Source organism: Microbacterium sp., from assembly GCF_003248605.1.
Classification (GTDB): Bacteria; Actinomycetota; Actinomycetes; order Actinomycetales; family Microbacteriaceae; genus Microbacterium.
This window is the reverse complement of sequence record NZ_QFPF01000050.1, coordinates 1-18,253: the sequence shown is the minus strand read 5'-3', so window position 1 is coordinate 18,253 and position 18,253 is coordinate 1. Positions and strand designations below refer to the sequence as shown.

The following is an 18,253-nucleotide window of genomic DNA, read 5'->3' as shown; positions in this document are numbered from 1 at the left end:
AAGGGAGCGGATGCCTGGGCCCAGGCATCCGCTCCCTTCGTCGTCACGGGGTCAGTGCTTGGCGCCCTGCGCGGCAACGGCGGCAGCACCCGCCGCAGCGGCCTCGGGGTCGAGGTACTCGCCCGGTCCGAGCGGCTCGAGGTTCTCGTCGAGACGGTAGACCAGCGGGATGCCGGTGGGGATGTTGAGCTCGGAGATGTCGTCGTCGCTGATGCCCTCGAGGTGCTTGACGAGGCCGCGCAGCGAGTTTCCGTGCGCCGTGACGAGCACCGTCTTGCCGGCCTTGAGGTCGGGGGCGATGTCGCTGTGCCAGTAAGGCAGCATGCGGTCGATGACGAGCTTGAGCGATTCGGTGCGGGGGATCTCCCCGTCGATCCCGACATAGCGGGGGTCGTTCACCTGGCTGTACTCGTCGTCATCGGCCAGCACGGGCGGCGGCACGTCGAACGAACGGCGCCACAGCATGAACTGTTCCTGGCCGAACTCCGCGAGCGTCTGCGCCTTGTCCTTGCCCTGGAGCGCCCCGTAGTGACGCTCGTTCAGGCGCCAGGAGCGCTTGACCGGGATCCACAGGCGGTCGGCGGCGTCGAGGGCGAGGTCGGCGGTCTGGATCGCCCGGCTCAGCACCGACGTGTGCAGCACGTCGGGCAGGAGTCCCGACTCGGCGAGCAGCTCACCGCCGCGCGTGGCCTCGGACTTGCCGAGCTCGGTCAGACGCACGTCCACCCAGCCGGTGAAGAGATTCAGTTCGTTCCATTCGCTCTGGCCGTGGCGGAGCAGGATCAGGGTATGGGGCGCGGTCATGGGGCCATGATATCGACGCCCGGCAAACGCCGTGCCGCCATCATGGAGGCATGACACCGCGTCGCTCCCCCACCCGCGGGCCCGTCGGCCAGGCGACCCGTGGCACGACGGGAGCGAACCGGCTGCGGCGCAACGACCGCTACCTCGCCACGTTGCCGACGCTGCGCCGCGCGGCCGATCCGCTCGTCGTCGACCTCGGCTACGGGGCGAGCGGCGTCACCGCGCTGGAGCTGCACGCGCGATTGCGAAAGCATCGCCCCGACGTCGAGGTCGTGGGGCTCGAGATCTCGCCCGAGCGCGTGGCGCGGGCGAGCGCTCAGATGGAGCGCGTGCGTGCGGGCGAGACGACGTTCGCGGCCGACGCGCGGGTGTCCTTCGGGGTCGGCGGATTCGAGATCCCGCTCGAGAACGGACGCCGTCCGACGATGATCCGCGCCATGAACGTGCTGCGCCAGTACAACGAGGGTCAAGTCGCCGCCGCCTGGGCGCTGAGCGCCGCCCGCCTCGCCCCCGGCGGTCTGCTCGTGGAGGGCACGTGCGACGAACTGGGCCGCGTCGGCTCGTGGATCGACGTCGACGCGGACGGCACCCCGCTGCGCCTCACGATCTCGCTGCGCCTCACCGGGCTCGAGACCCCCGGGATCGTCGCCGAGCGACTGCCGAAGGCACTCATCCACCGCAATGTCGCCGGAGAACGCGTGCACGACGTGCTCGCGGCGATGGATCGCGCGTGGGCCCGCGCGGCGCCCGCGGGCGCGTTCGGGGCGCGTCAGCGCTTCATCGCGACCGTCGAGGGGCTGAAAGACGACGGGATGCCGGTGCTCGGCACCAGGGCACGGTGGCGACTGGGCGAACTCACCCTCCCCTGGTCGGCCGTCGCGCCACGCTGAGGCGGCGTCAGATGCGCGGCACCTGCCGCCGCGCCTCGTCGCGCGGCATACCGGCCGCCACGAGCAGGTCGACGGCGAGGGGACGCAGAGCGGCGATGAGGTTCTGGTCGCCGAGCGAGGCGTCCGGGGCGACCTCGCGTGGATCGAGGTGGTGGGCGATACCGAGCACGCTCTCGCGCGCGACGGGCTCGAGCGAGATGTCGTCGATCGACGCGCCGACGAGGGCGATCCCCCGCCCGAGCCCCTGCAGCAGGTCGGCCACAGCCGGGCGCGGGGCGCCGTCGTCGGCCACGTACACCGCGCGGCGCGCGATCACGCGCAGGTTGCGCACCGCAAGATCCGTGCCCGCAAGGATGCGTTCGCTGCGCGCGAGGTCGGACCGCCGCCGGCGCAGCCACGGCGAGATGCGCGCGATCGCCACCGACGAGTCGAGCGTCTCGCGCCACGCCCGCACGGCGGGATCCAGTGCCCGTGCCTTCTCGAGCCCGCGCTCGGTGCGCATACGGCTGCCCCGGCGCAGGCCCTGGGCGAGGGTGTCGACGGCGTCGTCGATCGAGGCGTAGAGACGGCGCACCTCGCGCGCGGCTTCGAACCGCGGATTGCGCGGGATGAGCGCGGTGACCAGGAGCGCGGCCGCCCCGCCGAGGAGCCCGTCCAGCAGCCGCCCGAACGGGAAGGAGGCACCGGTGGCGGGCAGGATCAGCACGATCGCGGACTGGATCGAGGCCGCGATCGCGAAGGCCGGCTGCGGAGAGAGAAAGCGGCCGATGGTCAGTGTGAGCAACAGGGTGAGTCCCAGCTGCCACCACCCGTCGCCGAGCCCGAGCATGATCAGCTCGGCGATCAGGATGCCCACCAGCATCCCGGTCACGGTCTCGAGGACGCGACGCGGACGGGCATCGCGCACGAGCCCCAGACTCGAGACCGTCACTGTGGCGGCCAGCAGCGGCGCGGTGTGGCCGAGCACGAAGTACGCGAACGTGTAGGCACCGGTGGCGGCCGTGACGATCTGAAGGATGGCGAACGCCGAGCCGCGCAGCCGCTCGATGCCGGGCCGCGGGTCGAACCGGTCGCGCATGCGCACCGGCACGGCCACGGTCATCGGGGTCGAATCGGGCCGCGGTGCTCGCGCCGCCGAGCGACGATCGTCGGGCTCGGGGGCGTCGTCCTCGGCGTCGGAGCCGCCCCGGGGCCCGCTCACGCGCGGGCGCGGGACGACAACCGCGGCAGGCGGGGCACGGATGCTGCGGCCCCCGCCTCGGGAGGCACGATGACCTCCTGCGCGGCCGCGATCCGCTCGTCCTCCACCGCGATGACGACGGCCGCATCGGGGGGAAGGGTGCGCTTGACGACCGCCAGCGCGATGGGACCCAGCTCGTGGTGCAGCGCCGCCGACGTGATCCGGCCGACGACTGCGTCGTCACGCAGCACGTGCGCGCCCCGCGCGGGAAGCACCGAATCGCTGCCGTCGAGGTGCAGGAAGACCAGGCGCCGCGGGGGGTGCCCGAGATTGTGCACCTTGGCGACCGTCTCCTGGCCGCGGTAGCACCCCTTGTTCAGGTGCACCGCCGTGCGCAGCCAGTCGAGCTCGTGCGGAAGCGTGCGCTCGTCCAGCTCGGCGGCCCATCGGGGTCGCCAGGCGGCGATGCGCAGGGCCTCGGCTGCCAGCAGACCGGCCGGGGCGACGGCGCCGGCACGCACGGCGTCGGCGAGGGCCGGCAGCGCCTCCTCGGGGAGGATCGTCTCGACCCACGCGCGGTGCGCGCCGGGGTGGTCGGCTGCGGGCGCGTACTGATGCCCGCCGAGCTCGACCCCCGTCCACGGATCGGTCCACGCAGGCGCGGGCGCTCCCGCGGCGGCCGTAGCGACGGCATCCCGAGCCGGCGATGCGTCGGGGCCCGAGCGACCGATCACGACGAGGTCGGGGCGATCGGTGATCGTCACGGCCGCGCGGAAGACCATGCGGCGAAGCCAGGCGCCGAGCCCCGCGACATCGTCGGCGTCGACGATCAGCCAGGCCGTCTCGCCGTCGTCGACCACGGCGGCCGCGTGCTCGACGTGTCCGTGCGGGTCGAGCACGAGAAGCTCGGTGCCATGCCCTGCGGCAAGCCCCGTCAGGCGCTGCGAGGTGATGGTGTCGAGCCACGTCAGGCGGTCGGCGCCTGCGACCTCGAGCACCGCGCGGTCGCCGAGGTGCACGAGCGCCCGCCCTTCGGCGAGCTGGCGCTGCTCGCCGAGCGGGTTGCCGTAGTGCGCGGGGGCGGTGCTCTGCTCGTCGGTGACGGCGCCGGGCAGAGTCAGCAGCGGCGAGGCCATCAGTCTGCCCTCGCCAGGCGGGCCGACGCGTGGGCGCCGAGCTTCTGGCCGAGCGCCGCGATGTCCCACGCCCAGAGCAGATGCCCGTCGACGAGACCGTACATGCGGGTCGCCGCCGCGTAGGATTTCGCCCCGGCGGGACGCACGACGGCGTCGGTCGCCAGGTCGATGCGCGGTCCGCGGACCTGCCCCAGATAGAGCTCGGAGACGGCGTCGGCGTGCACGATCACGGCTTCGATCTCGAATCCGCCCTCGGCGGTGCGCAGCCGCTCGACGTCGTCGGCAGTGCGGGGCGCCGCCGTCTCGAGCGCGGGCAGCAGCCCGGGCCCCGGGTCCGCATGCCCGAGGGGACGCGACAGGCGCCAGAACCCCATCTCGGCGACGAGCCGCCGGTCGGGGGCGCCGTCCACTCCCTGGATCCATGCGGTCGCCGAATAGTTGAGATAGTCGCCGCCGTCATGGCTGAAGCTCACGCGATGCGAGAACTCGCCGGCGTACGTGCGTCCGGCCGCCTCGTAGTCGATGACGCCGGTGCCCTCCCAGACACCCACGAGCCACGAGAGGGGAACGAGGTCTGCGGGCAGATCCGCGGGCAGGTTCAGCACCGTGCCTCCGGCAGGTTCGACACTGCGGCGCAGCTCAGCGCTGGCCGCGGTAGAGGTTGAGGATCACCACGCCTGAGACGAACGCGATCGCGAGCGACGCCAGGCCCAGCAGACCCACGAAGAAGAGTTCGAGTGCGACGAGGTCCATACCACCCACCTTAGTGCGACGCGCGCAAGAGGAGCACGGTCACTCGGGGATGATCGCGGCGAGGCCGACGGCGGCCGACACCAGGCCGAGCACCAGCAGGGCACCCAGGATGCTGGCGCCCACGCGCTCGATGAATCCCACCGAGCGTCCGTACACGAGCTGGATGGCGAAGGCGAGGATGAGCGAGCCGGCCAGGGCGAGGGCGAACCATACGGCCCGCACCTCGAAGGGCACGAAGACGGCGATCGCGACCCCCGCGACGAGCGCGACGACCCAGACCGCCACGATGCCCGCGAATGTGGGGCGGGGGGCGAGCTCGGGTACCGTCATGCCCTCATCCTCCCCCACGGAGCGCCGGCCGCGCGACCCGTTCGGCGGCGTCGGCGGGGCACGACCCGCGCGTCGGCGTAAGATAGGGGGCCACGACGGCCCTGGCGGCGTCGCTGAGAGGATTCGCGTGGCCCAACTGCTCGTTCTGAGTTCCGCACACGGCAGCGGTCCCGTTCTGCCGTCCCTGGAACTCCTGAGCCACAGGGTGCGCCAGATCCCCGCCGAGCCTGCGCAGCTGGTCAACGCCCCGAGCGCCGACATCATCTTCGTCGACGCCCGCACCGACCTCGTCGGGGCCAAGTCCCTCTGCAAGATCTTGAATACGACCGGCCTGGACGCGCCCCTCATCCTCGTGGTGACCGAGGGTGGGCTCACGGCGGTCAGCACCGACTGGGGCGTCGACGACGTCATCCTCGTCAGCGCGGGCCCGGCCGAGGTCGACGCCCGCGTTCGTCTGGCGATGGGCCGCCTCTCGCAGGAGCAGGTCACCAGCCGCATCCAGACCTCGGGCATCACGATCGACGAGTCCTCCTACTCGGCGAAGGTGCACGGCAAGCCGCTGGATCTGACCTACAAGGAGTTCCAGCTCCTGCATTTCTTCGCCACGCACCCCTCGCGGGTCTTCACGCGCGAGCAGCTGCTGAGCGAGGTGTGGGGCTACGACTACTTCGGCGGCACCCGCACGGTCGACGTGCACGTGCGGCGCCTGCGCGCGAAACTGGGCGATCTCGAGCAGCTCATCGGCACCGTGCGCAACGTCGGATACCGCTTCAACGTCTACGAAGAGGACCAGCTGCCCGCCTCCAGCGGGCGCAAGGCCTGAACCCGTTCACACACGCGTCACCTGCATTTGCAATGATGTGGGGATGCTCGAATCATCGATTCTCGACGCAGGGCTCGGCGATGCCGACGACGACGACTTCGATGAGGCGGTGGAGGCGTTCGACTCGCAGCTGCCCGAGCATCGTTACCTCGATCGCGAGGTCAGCTGGCTCTCCTTCAATCAGCGCGTGCTCGAGCTCGCCGAAGACCCGGCGCTGCCGGTGCTCGAGCGGGCGAACTTCCTCGCGATCTTCGCGAGCAACCTCGACGAGTTCTTCATGGTGCGGGTCGCGGGCCTGAAGCGCCGCATCGTGACGGGCCTGGCCATGCCGACGAATGTCGGCCGCGCCCCCGCCGACGTGCTCGCCGACATCTCGGCCGAGGCGCACACCCTGCAGCTGCGTCACGCGGCGGCCTGGACCTCCCTGGTCATGCCCGCCCTCGCCGATGCGGGCATCGAGATCGTGACGTGGGATGCACTCGCCGATGAGGATCGCTCGGCGCTCTACGACTACTTCCAGTCCCAGGTCTTCCCCGTCCTGATGCCGCTCGCGGTCGATCCCGCCCACCCCTTCCCCTACATCTCGGGGCTCTCACTCAACCTCGCCGTGCGCATCCGCAACGCGCGGACGGGGCGGCAGGAGTTCGCACGTCTGAAGGTTCCGCCCATGCTTCCGCGCTTCGTCGAGGTGCCGAGCGCCGACGGCCGGGTGCGCTATCTGCCTCTCGAGGACCTCATCTCCAACCACCTCGAGGATCTCTTCCCCGGTATGGAGATCCTCGATCATCACGCGTTCCGCCTCACCCGCAACGAGGACATGGTCATCGAGGAGGACGAGACCGAGAACCTCATCCAGGCGCTCGAGGCCGAGCTGCTGCGGCGCCGGTTCGGTCCACCGATCCGGCTCGAGATCACCGACGACATGGACGAGGTGACCCTCGACCTGCTCATCACCGAGCTCGACATCACCGAGCAGGAGGTCTACCGGCTGCCCGGCCCGCTCGACCTGCGCGGACTCTTCGATCTCGCCCGCATCGACCGGCCCGAACTCCGGTACAAGCCGCACCTGCCCACGACCGCGGTCGCGTTCCAGCCCGGGGACAACAACGACCGCGTCGACATCTTCTCGGCGATCCGCAAGGGCGACGTGCTCGTGCACCACCCCTACGAGTCGTTCGCGACGAGCGTGCAGGCGTTCCTCGAGCAGGCGGCGAAAGACCCGCACGTGCTCGCCATCAAGCAGACGCTTTACCGCACGTCGGGCGACAGCCCGATCGTCGAGGCGCTCATCGACGCCGCCGAGGCCGGCAAGCAGGTGCTCGCCCTCGTCGAGATCAAGGCCCGCTTCGACGAGGCCGCCAACATCGTCTGGGCACGCAAGCTCGAGAAGGCCGGGGTGCACGTCGTGTACGGCCTGGTGGGCCTGAAGACCCACTGCAAGCTCGCGCTCGTCATCCGCGAGGAGGGCGGGGTCCTGCGCAGCTACAGTCACGTCGGCACAGGCAACTACAACCCCAAGACCAGCCGCATCTACGAGGACTTCGGCCTCTTCACCGCCGACGACCAGGTCGGCCGAGACCTGACGCGCCTGTTCAACGAACTCTCCGGCTATGCGATCGAGAAGAAGTTCAAGCGCCTCCTGGTGGCGCCCCTCCACCTGCGCAAGGGCCTGCTGCGTCTGATCGACAAGGAACGCCGCAACGCCCTCGCCGGCAAGCCGGCGCGCATCCGCATCAAGGTCAATTCGATGGTCGACGAGCAGATCATCGATGCGCTCTACCGGGCGAGTCAGGACGGCGTGCCCGTCGAGGTGTGGGTGCGCGGGATCTGCTCGCTCAAGCCGGGCGTGCCCGGCATGAGCGAGAACATCACGGTGCGCAGCATCCTGGGCCGGTACCTCGAGCACTCCCGCATCTTCGCGTTCGACAACGACGGCGACCCTCAGGTCTACATCGGCAGCGCCGACATGATGCACCGCAACCTCGACCGCCGCGTCGAGGCGCTCGTGCGCGTCGTGCAGCCCTCGCACCTGAAGGAGCTGTCGGGCCTGTTCGATCTCGCGATGAGCGATACCACCTCGTCGTGGTGGCTGGGCCCCGACGGCGAATGGGTACGGCACAGCACGGATGCCGAGGGCAAGCCTCTGATCGACATCCAGGACCGCACCATGTCGAGCGTGCAGCGCCGCCGGCGTGCACGGGCGGTGCGATGACCGATACCGCCGTCTACGCGGCGGGCGCGGTCGTGTGGCGCCTGGTCGAGAACAAGCTGCGCATCCTCGTGGTGCACCGAACCGCATACCGCGACGTCACGCTGCCCAAGGGCAAGGTCGACCCGGGTGAGATGCTCGCCGAGACCGCGGCGCGGGAGGTGGAGGAGGAGACCGGCATCCGGGTCGCGCTCGGCGCGCCCGTGGGGGTGTCGAAGTATCACCTGCCCAACGGACGCCAGAAGATCGTGCACTACTGGGCGGCGGAGGCCACCGACATCGCGATCCGCGCGTCGAGCTTCGTCCCCAACAAGGAGATCGCGGCGGTCGAGTGGGTCAGCGTCAAGAAGGCGCTCGGCTACCTCAGCTACCCCGTCGACATCGAGATCCTCGAGAACTTCCTGAAGCTCGTCGACGACGGGGTGCTCTCGACGTTCCCGATCATCGCGCTCCGGCACGGCAAAGCGGTCTCGCGCGCGGACTGGGACGGGCCGGACGCGTCGCGGCCGCTGTCGGGACGCGGCAAGCGCCAGGCGAACGCCATCGTCGGACCGCTGCAGGCGTTCGGTGTGCGCAAGATCATCAGCAGCCCGGCCGTGCGCTGCATGAAGTCCGTCGTGCCTCTCTCGGCGGCACTCGGCCGCAGCATCGACCGCGACGATCGGCTGAGCCAGGACGCCTGGGAGCAGGGCCGCGCCGACGTGCGCTCGCTGATCGGCCACCGCGTGCGCTCGGGCAAGGCCGCCGTGCTGTGCAGCCACGGTCCCGTGCTGCCCGACGTGCTCTCCGAGCTCGCGCTGGCCACCGGCACGCTGCGCGGGTCGTACCTCGGCAGTGCCTCCGCGCTCGAGGTGGGCGCCTTCTCGGTCGTGCATCTCTCGGCGACGAACCCCGGCTCGGGCATCGTCTCGATCGAGACGCACGCGCCCACCGTGTGATCGGGCGTGTGCGCGTGCGACGCGCGGCCGGCGGCGTGCGGGTCGGCTGGTGCCGAGTGGATGCCGGGCTGACGCGTCGCGCCGTCGCCGACGCGCTCATCGCGCGGATCGCCGGCGGGACGGGGGCGATCGCGCGGTCGTGTCCGCGGTGCGGGAGCACGACGCACGGACGCCCGGTCGCGGAGGCGGCGGGCGTGCATGCGAGCGTGTCGTACGCGGACGGGTGGGTGCTCGTGGCGGTCGGCGACGCGGGCCGGGTCGATGCCGTGGGCGTGGACGCCGAGCCGCGATCACGGGCGCGCGGCGCGGCGCTGCACGGGGTCATCACCCCGGGACGGCGCACCTCGCTGCGCCGGTGGACCCGCGTCGAGGCCGTGCTCAAGGCCGATGGGCGCGGCCTGTCGGTGGATCCGGCGCGGGTGCGGATCTCACGCGGGGTGCGGGGAGTGGTCGCGCGGATCAGCGAACCGGACGCGGCGGAGAGCGACGGCATCCCGTATCGCGTGCGGCGCGTGCGCGGTCCTCGCGGACTGGTCGTGAGCCTCGCGATCCGTTCGTGATCCCCGCGAACTGCCGGAGCTACGGCAGCGGCGGCAGCGGGGTGTGCGAGAGCCAGCGCATGAAGAGATCCGCGAGGGGTTCATCGGTCACAGCCTCGGCGCACGCGACGAAGTCCTCGGTGGTGGCGAGGCCGTGCCGGTGATCGGCGCACCAGCGGTGCAGGATCTCGAAGAACGCCCGGTCTCCGACCCGCACGCGGAGCGCATGCAGCGTGAGAGCCCCGCGCTTGTAGACCCGGTCGTCGAACATCAGGTCGGGGCCGGGATCGGACAGCAGCAGATCCTGCGGCTGTGCGGCGACGCGCGCGTGGTGGACCGCCGCGCGCGCGGCCGCGGTGGGGCCCCCTGAAGCCTCGGACCAGATCCATTCCGCGTAGCAGGCGAAGCCCTCGTTGAGCCAGATGTCGCGCCAGTGCGAGAGGCCGACGCTGTTGCCGAACCACTGGTGGGCCAGCTCGTGGGCGACCAGGCGCTCGGCCGATCCGTCGAGGTGGTTCGAGCCGAACACCGCCATGCCTTGCGCCTCGAGCGGGATCTCGAGCGCATCAGCTGTGACGACGACGTCGTAGCGGCCGAGCGGATACGGCCCGAACGCGTGCTGGAACGCCCGCATCATCGCGCCGAGGTCGGCGAACGCGGTGCCGACCTCACGGTTCAGCGACGGCGGATGATGGAGCGCGCCGGGTACGCCGTCGAGCTCGAGCGCGGTCTCGACGTAGCGTCCGATCTGCACCGTCGCGAGGTACGTCGCCGTGGGTACGGGCTGCTCGAAGGTCCAGACGAGCGAACCCCCGGCGCGGCGCACCTCGCGGCGCTCCCCCGTCGCGACCACCCGATAGGCGGCATCCGTCGTCACGCTGATGCGATAGGCGGCCTTGTCGTCGGGTCGATCGTTGCAGGGGAACCAGGTCGGCGCGCCCGTCGGCTGCGCCGCGACGAGCACGCCGTCCTCGAGCTCCTCCCACCCGATCGTGCCCCAGCGCGAGCGGCGCGGTGACGGCGCACCCGCGTACGCGACCTCGATCGAGAAGCGGTCATCCAGGGCCAAGGGCGCCGCAGGGGTGACCCGCAGCATCCGCGGTCCCTGCCGGAACGACGTGCGACGCTCGCCGTCGACGCGCACCTTGTTGGCCCGCAGGCCGACCAGGTCGAGCGCGAACGAGCGGAGCGGGCGGCGGGCGACCGCATTGATCACGACGCGACCCGACAGGCGGTTGGTGGAGGGCTTGTAGTCGATCTGGATGTCGTAGGACTCGACGTCGTAGGAGAGGTCGCCGCTCTGCGGGGCATAGGCGTCGGGGGCGGGCAGGTGGGCGCCCGTCACGATGCGCTCGACTGGTACGAGCGCACCTTGACCGCGCGCCACGGCCCGATCGGATTGCCACTCCACCGGCTGCCCACCGGCACCGTCTCGCCGCGCATCACGAGCGAGGCCGGGCCCACGGTCGCGTTCGCGCCGATCGTGGCGGCGGGCAGGATCACGCTGTGCGGGCCGAGCGTGCCCCCGGGTTCGATCGAGACGGCATCCATGCTCATGATCCGATCATGGAACAGGTGCGTCTGCACGACGCAACCCCGGTTGACCGTCGATGCGTCGCCCAGCGAGACGAGGTCGGGCTCGGGCAGCCAGTAGCTCTCGCACCAGACGCCGCGGCCGATCCGCACCCCGAGCGAGCGCAGCCACACCGCCAGCGCGGGCGTGCCGGCCGCCGATCGCGCGAACCACGGAGCCGCCACCATCTCGACGAAGGTGTCGGACACCTCGGTGCGCCAGACGAAACTCGACCACAGCGGTTTCTCGCCCGCGCGGATCACGCCGACGAGCAGCCATTTCGCGAGGGTCGACACGCCCGCCGCCACGGCGCCCGCGATGAGGAGCACCACGCCCGAGAGCAGCACGGCGACGACGGCGCCGAAGGCCTGCACGAGGGCGGCGAGCGCGAACAGCACGCCGAGTCCGATCGCGCACGTCACGATCACGGGCACGATGCGACACAGCTCCCAGAGCGCCCGCGCGACCCGCAGCCCGGCACGCGGCCGGTAGGTGCGGCTCTCGTCGGCGTCGCTCGAGACCCGGCGCAGGCGCACGGCCGGCGATCCCAGCCACGACGTGCCCGCCTTGGCCTTCAGCGGTGCGGCCGAGAGCACGGCCACGAGCCCGCCCTTGGGCACCCTGTGCCCCGGTGCCGCCATGCCCGAGTTGCCGAGGAACGCGCGCTTGCCGATGCGCACCGCGCCGATGCGCATCCACCCCCCGCGCAGCTCATAGGAGGCGACCATCGTGTCGTCCGCGAGGAACGCGCCGTCCTCGATCGTCGTCATCGCGGGGATGAGCAGCACGGTGGATGCTTCGACGTCGCGTCCGACCTTCGCCCCCAGCATCCGCAGCCAGAGGGGGGTGAACAGGCTCGAGTACAGCGGGAAGAGGATCGTGCGCGACGAATCCAGCAGCCTCTCGATGGTCCACGCCTGCCAGCCGACACGGCTGCGCACGGGGTGGGTGCCCTCGGCGAGACCCACCTGCAGCAGGCGCACGAGCAGGACGACGGATGCCGCGAAGACGACACCCGCCACGAGCACGGCGGGCACGAGCCAGGCGAAGGCGGCGAGCGCCGCCGCGGCGAGGCTGCCGGCGCCGCGCATACCGGCGGCCAGCACAAGGCCGCCCGCGCTGAAGGCGACCAGCGGCAGGAGCGCGAGGAGCGCGGACGAGGCGGCGTAGGCCCACAGCCACCGCGTCGGCGCGGGAGGACGCTCGGTGGGCCAGTCCTCCGCGGCGCCGCCGACGCGCTCGGCCGGCGATCCGGCCCAGCGCTGGTCGGCGCGCACGCGGCCGAAGACCGCCGAGCCCGGCGCGATCTCGGCGCGCCGGCCGATGCGTGCACCCGGCGCGAGCGTGCTGCGCGCGCCCACCGTGGCCTCTGCGCCGATGCGCACCGAGCCGATCCGCACGACATCGCCGTCGATCCAGTACCCGGTCAGGTCGACCTCGGGCTCGATCGCGGCACCGTCACCGACCTGCAGCATCCCCGTGACGGGCGGAAGCGTGTGCATGTCGACGTCGCGCCCGATCTTGGCGCCGAGCGCGCGGGCGTAATAGCTGATCCACGGCGCACCGGCCAGGCCCACCGCATCGACCTGATCGGCGATCTGCTCGGCCAGCCACAGCCGGATGTGCACCGACCCGCCGCGCGGATGATCTCCCGCGCGGACGCCGGCCAACAGCATCCGCGCCGCCGCCGCGGCGATCGCCATGCGCCCGAACGGCGTCGCGAACACCATCAGGCCCGGCACGAGCACCCACCACGGCACGACCGGAAGCACGTCGAACCCGGGCACGAGGCGCAGGATCGCGCCCGCCGTGAGCAGATACAGCAGCCAGCGGATGCCCGTCAGGATGAACAGCGGCACACCCATGAGGGTCTGCAGGACCTGCGTCGAGCGAGGCGTGGGTGCCGGCATCCGATACGTCGAGGACGCCTCTTCGCCCAGGCGGCCCAGCGCCTTGGCCATCGCGCCCAGGCGCGGCAGGTCGTAGATGTCGGCAACCGAGAACTCGGGCGCGCGCACCCGGATGCGCGAGACGAGCTGCGCGGCCGCGAGGGAGCCGCCGCCGAGGTCGAAGAAGTCCGCGGTGGCATCCGGCACGGGCACCCCGAGAACGGCACGCCACTGCTGCGCGAGCCAGTCCTCGACGCCCGTCAGCGAGGACTCCTCGGCTTCGACACCGGGAAGAGGCCACGGCAGGGCGGCCTTGTCGACCTTGCCCGAGGTGCGCACGGGCAGCTCGTCGACGACCGCGATCAGCGGCACCATGGGCGCGGGCAGCGTCGCCGCGAGATCGGCGCGAGCCGAGGCGCGATCGAAACCCTCGTCGACAGCCAGGTATCCGACCAGGATGTCGATTCCGGCCTCCGTGCGCCGCACCGCCACCGCGGCACCCGCGACCCGCGGCAGGGCCTGCAGCGCGGCCTCCACCTCACCGAGCTCGATGCGGCGCCCGCCGATCTTGACCTGGTCGTCCGCCCGGCCCTGGAACACGAGGCCCTCCGGGTCGTAGCGCACGAGGTCGCCGGAGCGATACGCGCGTTCCCACCCCAGGGTCGGCATGGCCGCGTACTTCTCGGCGTCCTTGGCCGGGTCGAGGTATCGCGCGAGGCCCACGCCGCCGATGATCAACTCTCCGACCGCGCCCGGTGCGACGGGCGCACCCTCGGCATCGACGACGGCCAGGGCCCAGCCATCGAGCGGCAGACCGATACGGACGGGCGACGTGCCGTCGAGGATCGCGGCACACGCGACGACGGTCGCCTCGGTCGGGCCGTAGGTGTTCCACACCTCACGGCTCTCATCGGCCAGCCGCGCCGCGAGCTCGGGCGGGCACGCCTCGCCGCCGAAGATCAGCAGGCGCACGTTCTCGATCGACTCGGCCGGCCACAGGGCGGCGAGGGTGGGCACGGTCGAGACGACCGTGATCTGCTGGCGCACCAGCCACGGCGCGAGGTCCTCGCCCGACCGCACGAGCGCGCGCGGAGCCGGCACGAGACACGCGCCGTGACGCCACGCGAGCCACATCTCCTCGCACGACGCGTCGAAGGCCACCGACAGGCCCGCGAGGACGCGGTCGCCCGGCCCCAGCGGATCGTCCTGGAGGAACAGCGCCGCCTCGGCATCGACGAAGGCTGCGGCCGAGCGATGGCTGACCGCGACGCCCTTGGGCGTCCCCGTCGAGCCGGAGGTGAAGATGATCCACGCGTCATCGTCCGCGGTGGGCGGCGGGACGGCGATCACCGCGTGCGTGCTGGGGTGCGGGGCCGTGCCCGAGAAGAGGGACGATGCCGGGTCGTCGCGCGGCGTCGCCGCGACAGCATCCACCGCCTGTGTGTCGGTGGCGGGATGGAACTCGCCCGCGCCCTGAATCGTGCCGCGCACCCGCGCCTCGCCGAAGACGAGAGCCGCCCGCTCGTCGGGGTCGTCGGCGTCGACCGGCACGTACGCCGCACCCGCGGCGAGCACGCCGAGGATCGAGATGTACAGCTCCTTCGTGCCGGAGGGCATGCGCACGCCGACCCGGTCGCCGCGGCGCACCCCTGCCTCATGCAGCCGCGCCGCGGTGCGCCCCACCCGCGCCATGAGCTCGCGGTAGCTCAGCGCCCCCGATCCGTCGTCGATCGCCGATGCCTCCGGGTGCCGGGCCGTCGTGGCGCGCAGGATGTCGAGCAGCGTGCGCTCGGCGGGCGCGTGGGCGCGTCGATCGAGGCCCGGCTGCAGGATCGGGGCCGGGCGGGGGCTCTCGTTCACGTCAGTCGGTCAGCAGCGCGACGAGCTGCGCCTTGGTCATGCGCGAGTAGCCCGCACGACCCTCGTCACGCGCGCGGGCGCGCAGGCGGGCGACCGTGAGGGAGGAGAGGTCGTCGTCGGATGCTGCGGGTCGGGGGACGTCGGTCGCTGTGGGCTCGGGCGCTGCCGGGTCGGGGGTGTCGGCCGGGGTGGGCTCGGGTTGCGGCTCCGGCTCCGGCTCCGGCTCCGGCTCCGGTGAGGAGTTGAGATCGTGCACGGCGCGGTCGGCGACCTCCGCCGCGCGCTGGGCGGCCTTCTCGGCCTTCGCGGCGGTCTTCTTCAGCGCCTTCGCCTCGGCGGAGCGGGCGTTCGCGTCAGCTTCGGCGCGTGCGGCCTCGGCGGCGGCGCGCTCGGCCTCGGCGCGCAGTGTCGCCTTGCGCTCGACCTTCGCCAGGGCCGCCTCGGTCGCCTTGCGCAGACGTGCGGCGGCGTCCTTGGCCTTGGCGGCGACCTTGGCGGGCTTGGTGCGCACCGCCTTCTTCGACGCGTCGGCACGGTCGGCGGCCTCGTCGGCGAGCGCGCGGACCTTCTTCGCGGCCTTGGGCGGCAGGGATCTGGCGGCCTTGCGCGCCTGCTTCGCGGCGGTCGCCGCGTCATCCATCGCCGCGACCGCGGCCTTCTGCTTCGTGCTCTTCTGGGCCATGGCGCACAGCATATGGGGGCCGCGTGAACAGGCTCGGGGCGCCCTCCGCCGTTCACCTCCCGTTAACCGCCCGGGCGCACTCTCTTAAGCACGCCCTCTTAGCGTCGCTGTGTGCCCTGCACCGGGACACATACCCCTGTAACGGATCGAAACGGATACACAGTGAAGATCACCCGAATCTCGCGCGTCGCGGCCCTGGGCGCCGTCGCCGCTCTCGCCCTCGCCGGTTGCGCCGCAAACGAAGGCGGCACCACGACGGAGCCCACCGAGGGCGGCAGCAGCCTCTCGGGCGAGCTCGTCGGCGCCGGTTCGTCGGCCCAGGAGGTCGGCGTCCAGGCGTGGTCGGCCGGGTTCCAGACCGTCAACCCCGACGTCACCATCAGCTACGACCCCTCGGGCTCGGGCGCGGGTCGCGACTCGTTCCAGGCCGGCGCCGTCGGCTTCGCCGGCTCCGACCGCGCTTTCACGATCGACGAGATCGCCGAGGGCCCGTTCGACGCCTGCGTCGAGGGCACGGGCATCATCGAGATCCCGTCCTACATCTCCCCGATCGCGGTCATCTTCAACCTCGACGGCATCGAGACGCTGAACATGTCCCCCGCCGTCGTCGCGGGCATCTTCGCGGGCACCATCAGCAACTGGAACGACCCGGCGATCGCCGCCGACAACGAGGGTGTCGAGCTGCCCGACCTGGCGATCACGCCGGTGCACCGCGCCGACGACTCGGGCACCACCGAGAACTTCACCGACTACCTGGCCCAGGCCGCTCCCGAGGTGTGGGAGTGGGAGGCCGACGGCGAGTGGCCCGCCACCCCCGTCACCGGTGAGGCCGCGCAGGGCACCTCGGGTGTCGTCGCCGCCGTCGAGGGCGCTCCCGGCGCGGTCACGTACGCCGACGCGTCGCGCGCCGAGGGCTTCGGCACGGTCGCGGTACGGATCGGCGACGAGTTCGTCAGCTTCACCCCCGAGGCGGCTGCCGCGATCGTCGACGCCTCGCCGCGCGAAGAGGGCCGCACCGACGGCGACCTCGCCATCGCGCTCGACCGCACGCCCGACGAGGCCGCGTACCCGATCGTTCTCGTGAGCTACATGATCGCGTGCGAGGAGTACACCGACGCCGCGACCGCGCCGCTCGTGAAGGGCTTCCTCGAGTACGTCATCAGCCCCGAGGGTCAGGACGAGGCGGCTGCCGCCGCCGGTTCCGCGCCGATCTCCGAGACGCAGCGTGAGAACATGCAGGCTGCGCTCGACCTGATCGTCGTCGAGTAATTCCTTCGGCTCCCGGTCCGCGGTCACCCGCGGACCGGGAGTCATCCCACAACTGAACATCCCGCATCACCCGAGAACAGGATGAGATGACCACCACCGCTTCACCGGCCGCCACCACGAAGGTTCCGCTGCGGCCCGGCGACCGCTGGTTCTCGGGAACCGCGCTCTTCGCCGGATCGATGATCCTCGTCACGCTCGCCGCGGTCGCGATCTTCCTCGTCGTGCAGTCCGTTCCGGGCATGGCCGCAACAAGCGAAGACGCCTCGATCCTCAGCACGAACTTCTGGGACTACGTCTGGCCGCTCGCCTTCGGCACCGTCTGGGCCAGCTTCCTCGCGCTGCTCATGGCCGTCCCGCTCTCGGTGGGCGTCGCCCTCTTCATCTCGCACTACGCCCCGCGCCGACTCGCGCAGGGGCTCGGCTACGTCGTCGACCTTCTCGCCGCCGTCCCGTCCGTCGTCTTCGGCCTGTGGGGAATCCTCGTGCTCGCCCCCGCCGTGCAGCCGGTCTACAGCTGGCTCGTCGACAACGCCGGGTGGTTCCCCCTCTTCTCCGGCCCCGTCTCGGGCACCGGACGCACGATCTTCACCGCAGCGATCGTGCTCGCGGTCATGGTCGTTCCGATCATCACCGCGATCTGCCGCGAGATCTTCCTGCAGACTCCGGTGCTGCACGAGGAGGCGGCCCTCGCCCTCGGAGCGACTCGCTGGGAGATGATCCGCATGGCCGTCTTCCCCTTCGGCCGCTCCGGCATCGTCTCCGCCTCGATGCTGGGTCTCGGCCGGGCCCTCGGCGAGACCATGGCCGTCGCGATGGTGCTCTCCGCCACCGGAATCGTCAGCTTCCGTCTGCTCACCTCCGAGAACCCCAGCACGATCCCCGCGAACATCGCGCTCACCTTCCCCGAGGCCTACGGCGTCAACGTCAATGTGCTCATCGCCACGGGCCTGATCCTCTTCATCGTCACCTTCGCGGTCAACGCCTTCGCTCGGTGGGTCGTCAACCGCCGCAAGGAATTCTCGGGAGCCAACTGACATGACACTCACGTCCACCCCGACGCAGAGTCCGGCGCCCACCCCGACCTCGCAGGCGCCTCGCATCACCGCCGGTCGCCTGCCCACCTGGGTTCCTTGGGCCCTGTTGGGCGCGAGCGCGCTGCTGAGCCTGCTGATCTTCGGAATCCTCGCCGTCGCCGACGGCTCCGGCATCAACATCGCCGGTGTGCTCGTCGTGACGGCACTGGCCTACCTCGTGCTCATCACCATCGTGTCATCGATGATCGAGGGCCGCCGCAAGGCCGTCGACCGCCTCGTGACCGGTGTCGTCAGCACCGCCTTCGCGATCGCGATGGTGCCGCTGATCTCCCTCGGTGTCACGG

General features: G+C 71.5%; 15 protein-coding genes and 1 pseudogene. 8 read left to right on the top strand and 8 right to left on the bottom strand.

From position 1 onward, the window contains the following. Positions 1-51: 51 nt before the first annotated feature. Positions 52-804 (bottom strand): phosphoglyceromutase, encoded by a 753-nt coding sequence (locus tag DI573_RS08465; protein WP_292812821.1) that lies wholly within the window; start codon positions 802-804, stop codon positions 52-54. 50 nt (positions 805-854) lie between these two features. On the opposite strand from DI573_RS08465, the gene DI573_RS08460 reads away from it, so the two are divergent. Continuing rightward, complete coding sequence (locus DI573_RS08460; RefSeq protein ID WP_292812818.1) at positions 855-1,694, top strand: class I SAM-dependent methyltransferase; 840 nt, start codon at positions 855-857, stop codon at positions 1,692-1,694. 7 nt (positions 1,695-1,701) lie between these two features. Here the strand turns inward: DI573_RS08460 and DI573_RS08455 are convergent, their stop codons facing one another. The 4 genes from DI573_RS08455 to DI573_RS08440 all read right to left on the bottom strand — a co-directional run bounded on the left by DI573_RS08455 (position 1,702) and on the right by DI573_RS08440 (position 5,093). Further along, positions 1,702-2,895 (bottom strand): FUSC family protein, encoded by a 1,194-nt coding sequence (locus tag DI573_RS08455; RefSeq protein ID WP_292812816.1) that lies wholly within the window; start codon positions 2,893-2,895, stop codon positions 1,702-1,704. Next, on the bottom strand, positions 2,892-4,010 hold the full coding sequence (locus tag DI573_RS08450; protein WP_292812813.1) for a glycine cleavage T C-terminal barrel domain-containing protein: 1,119 nt from the start codon (positions 4,008-4,010) through the stop codon (positions 2,892-2,894). Before DI573_RS08450 ends, DI573_RS08455 begins: the two co-directional genes overlap by 4 nt. Continuing rightward, complete coding sequence (locus tag DI573_RS08445) at positions 4,010-4,615, bottom strand: FABP family protein (protein WP_292812811.1); 606 nt, start codon at positions 4,613-4,615, stop codon at positions 4,010-4,012. The genes DI573_RS08450 and DI573_RS08445 overlap by 1 nt, the downstream gene beginning before the upstream one ends. A gap of 187 nt (positions 4,616-4,802) precedes the next feature. Further along, the gene (locus tag DI573_RS08440; protein ID WP_292812809.1) at positions 4,803-5,093 is read right to left on the bottom strand and encodes a hypothetical protein; all 291 of its coding nucleotides are present in this window, start codon (positions 5,091-5,093) and stop codon (positions 4,803-4,805) included. A 127-nt stretch (positions 5,094-5,220) separates the two neighbouring features. Here DI573_RS08440 and DI573_RS08435 point away from each other — a divergent pair, with 127 nt between their 5' ends. Genes DI573_RS08435 through DI573_RS08420 form a run of 4 tightly spaced genes read left to right on the top strand, consistent with a single transcriptional unit; the run spans position 5,221 to position 9,623 of the window. After that, positions 5,221-5,916 (top strand): response regulator transcription factor, encoded by a 696-nt coding sequence (locus tag DI573_RS08435; RefSeq protein WP_292812806.1) that lies wholly within the window; start codon positions 5,221-5,223, stop codon positions 5,914-5,916. Positions 5,917-5,959: 43 nt separating this feature from the next. Further along, entirely contained in the window at positions 5,960-8,128 is a 2,169-nt protein-coding gene (locus DI573_RS08430) for an RNA degradosome polyphosphate kinase (protein WP_292812804.1), read from the top strand. Further along, complete coding sequence (locus tag DI573_RS08425) at positions 8,125-9,063, top strand: NUDIX domain-containing protein (protein ID WP_292812801.1); 939 nt, start codon at positions 8,125-8,127, stop codon at positions 9,061-9,063. The genes DI573_RS08430 and DI573_RS08425 overlap by 4 nt, the downstream gene beginning before the upstream one ends. Before the next feature lie 8 nt (positions 9,064-9,071). Then, positions 9,072-9,623 carry a 4-phosphopantetheinyl transferase gene (locus DI573_RS08420; protein WP_292812799.1) on the top strand — a complete coding sequence of 184 codons (552 nt, stop codon included), beginning with the start codon at positions 9,072-9,074 and terminating at the stop codon, positions 9,621-9,623. Positions 9,624-9,642: 19 nt separating this feature from the next. On the opposite strand, the gene DI573_RS08415 is transcribed toward DI573_RS08420, so the two are convergent. The 3 genes from DI573_RS08415 to DI573_RS08405 are packed head-to-tail and all read right to left on the bottom strand — an operon-like array spanning position 9,643 to position 15,606. Continuing rightward, the gene (locus DI573_RS08415) at positions 9,643-10,989 is read right to left on the bottom strand and encodes a M1 family metallopeptidase (protein WP_363331352.1); all 1,347 of its coding nucleotides are present in this window, start codon (positions 10,987-10,989) and stop codon (positions 9,643-9,645) included. Beyond that, a complete protein-coding gene (locus DI573_RS08410; protein WP_292812823.1) occupies positions 10,944-14,897 on the bottom strand; it encodes a Pls/PosA family non-ribosomal peptide synthetase in 3,954 nt (1,317 codons plus the stop codon). Before DI573_RS08410 ends, DI573_RS08415 begins: the two co-directional genes overlap by 46 nt. Before the next feature lie 28 nt (positions 14,898-14,925). Next, on the bottom strand, positions 14,926-15,606 hold the full coding sequence (locus DI573_RS08405) for a hypothetical protein (RefSeq protein WP_292812797.1): 681 nt from the start codon (positions 15,604-15,606) through the stop codon (positions 14,926-14,928). 162 nt (positions 15,607-15,768) lie between these two features. Here DI573_RS08405 and pstS point away from each other — a divergent pair, with 162 nt between their 5' ends. The 3 genes and pseudogenes from pstS to DI573_RS08390 all read left to right on the top strand — a co-directional run. Further along, positions 15,769-16,875, top strand: coding sequence for a phosphate ABC transporter substrate-binding protein PstS (gene pstS, locus DI573_RS08400; RefSeq protein ID WP_292812795.1), 1,107 nt, complete (start codon positions 15,769-15,771; stop codon positions 16,873-16,875). Between the two features lie 86 nt (positions 16,876-16,961). Beyond that, a complete protein-coding gene (pstC, locus tag DI573_RS08395; RefSeq protein WP_292812792.1) occupies positions 16,962-17,909 on the top strand; it encodes a phosphate ABC transporter permease subunit PstC in 948 nt (315 codons plus the stop codon). 1 nt (position 17,910) lies between these two features. Beyond that, positions 17,911-18,253, top strand: a pseudogene (locus tag DI573_RS08390) (phosphate ABC transporter, permease protein PstA); the annotation flags it as partial.

Coding starts and splice junctions, on each gene's coding strand:
- DI573_RS08465 (WP_292812821.1), bottom strand. CDS start 804: ATGACCGCGCCCCATACCCTGATCCTGCTCCGCCACGGCCAGAGCGAA.
- DI573_RS08430 (WP_292812804.1), top strand. CDS start 5,960: ATGCTCGAATCATCGATTCTCGACGCAGGGCTCGGCGATGCCGACGAC.
- pstC (WP_292812792.1), top strand. CDS start 16,962: ATGACCACCACCGCTTCACCGGCCGCCACCACGAAGGTTCCGCTGCGG.
- DI573_RS08440 (WP_292812809.1), bottom strand. CDS start 5,093: ATGACGGTACCCGAGCTCGCCCCCCGCCCCACATTCGCGGGCATCGTG.
- DI573_RS08460 (WP_292812818.1), top strand. CDS start 855: ATGACACCGCGTCGCTCCCCCACCCGCGGGCCCGTCGGCCAGGCGACC.
- DI573_RS08425 (WP_292812801.1), top strand. CDS start 8,125: ATGACCGATACCGCCGTCTACGCGGCGGGCGCGGTCGTGTGGCGCCTG.
- DI573_RS08405 (WP_292812797.1), bottom strand. CDS start 15,606: ATGGCCCAGAAGAGCACGAAGCAGAAGGCCGCGGTCGCGGCGATGGAT.
- DI573_RS08450 (WP_292812813.1), bottom strand. CDS start 4,010: ATGGCCTCGCCGCTGCTGACTCTGCCCGGCGCCGTCACCGACGAGCAG.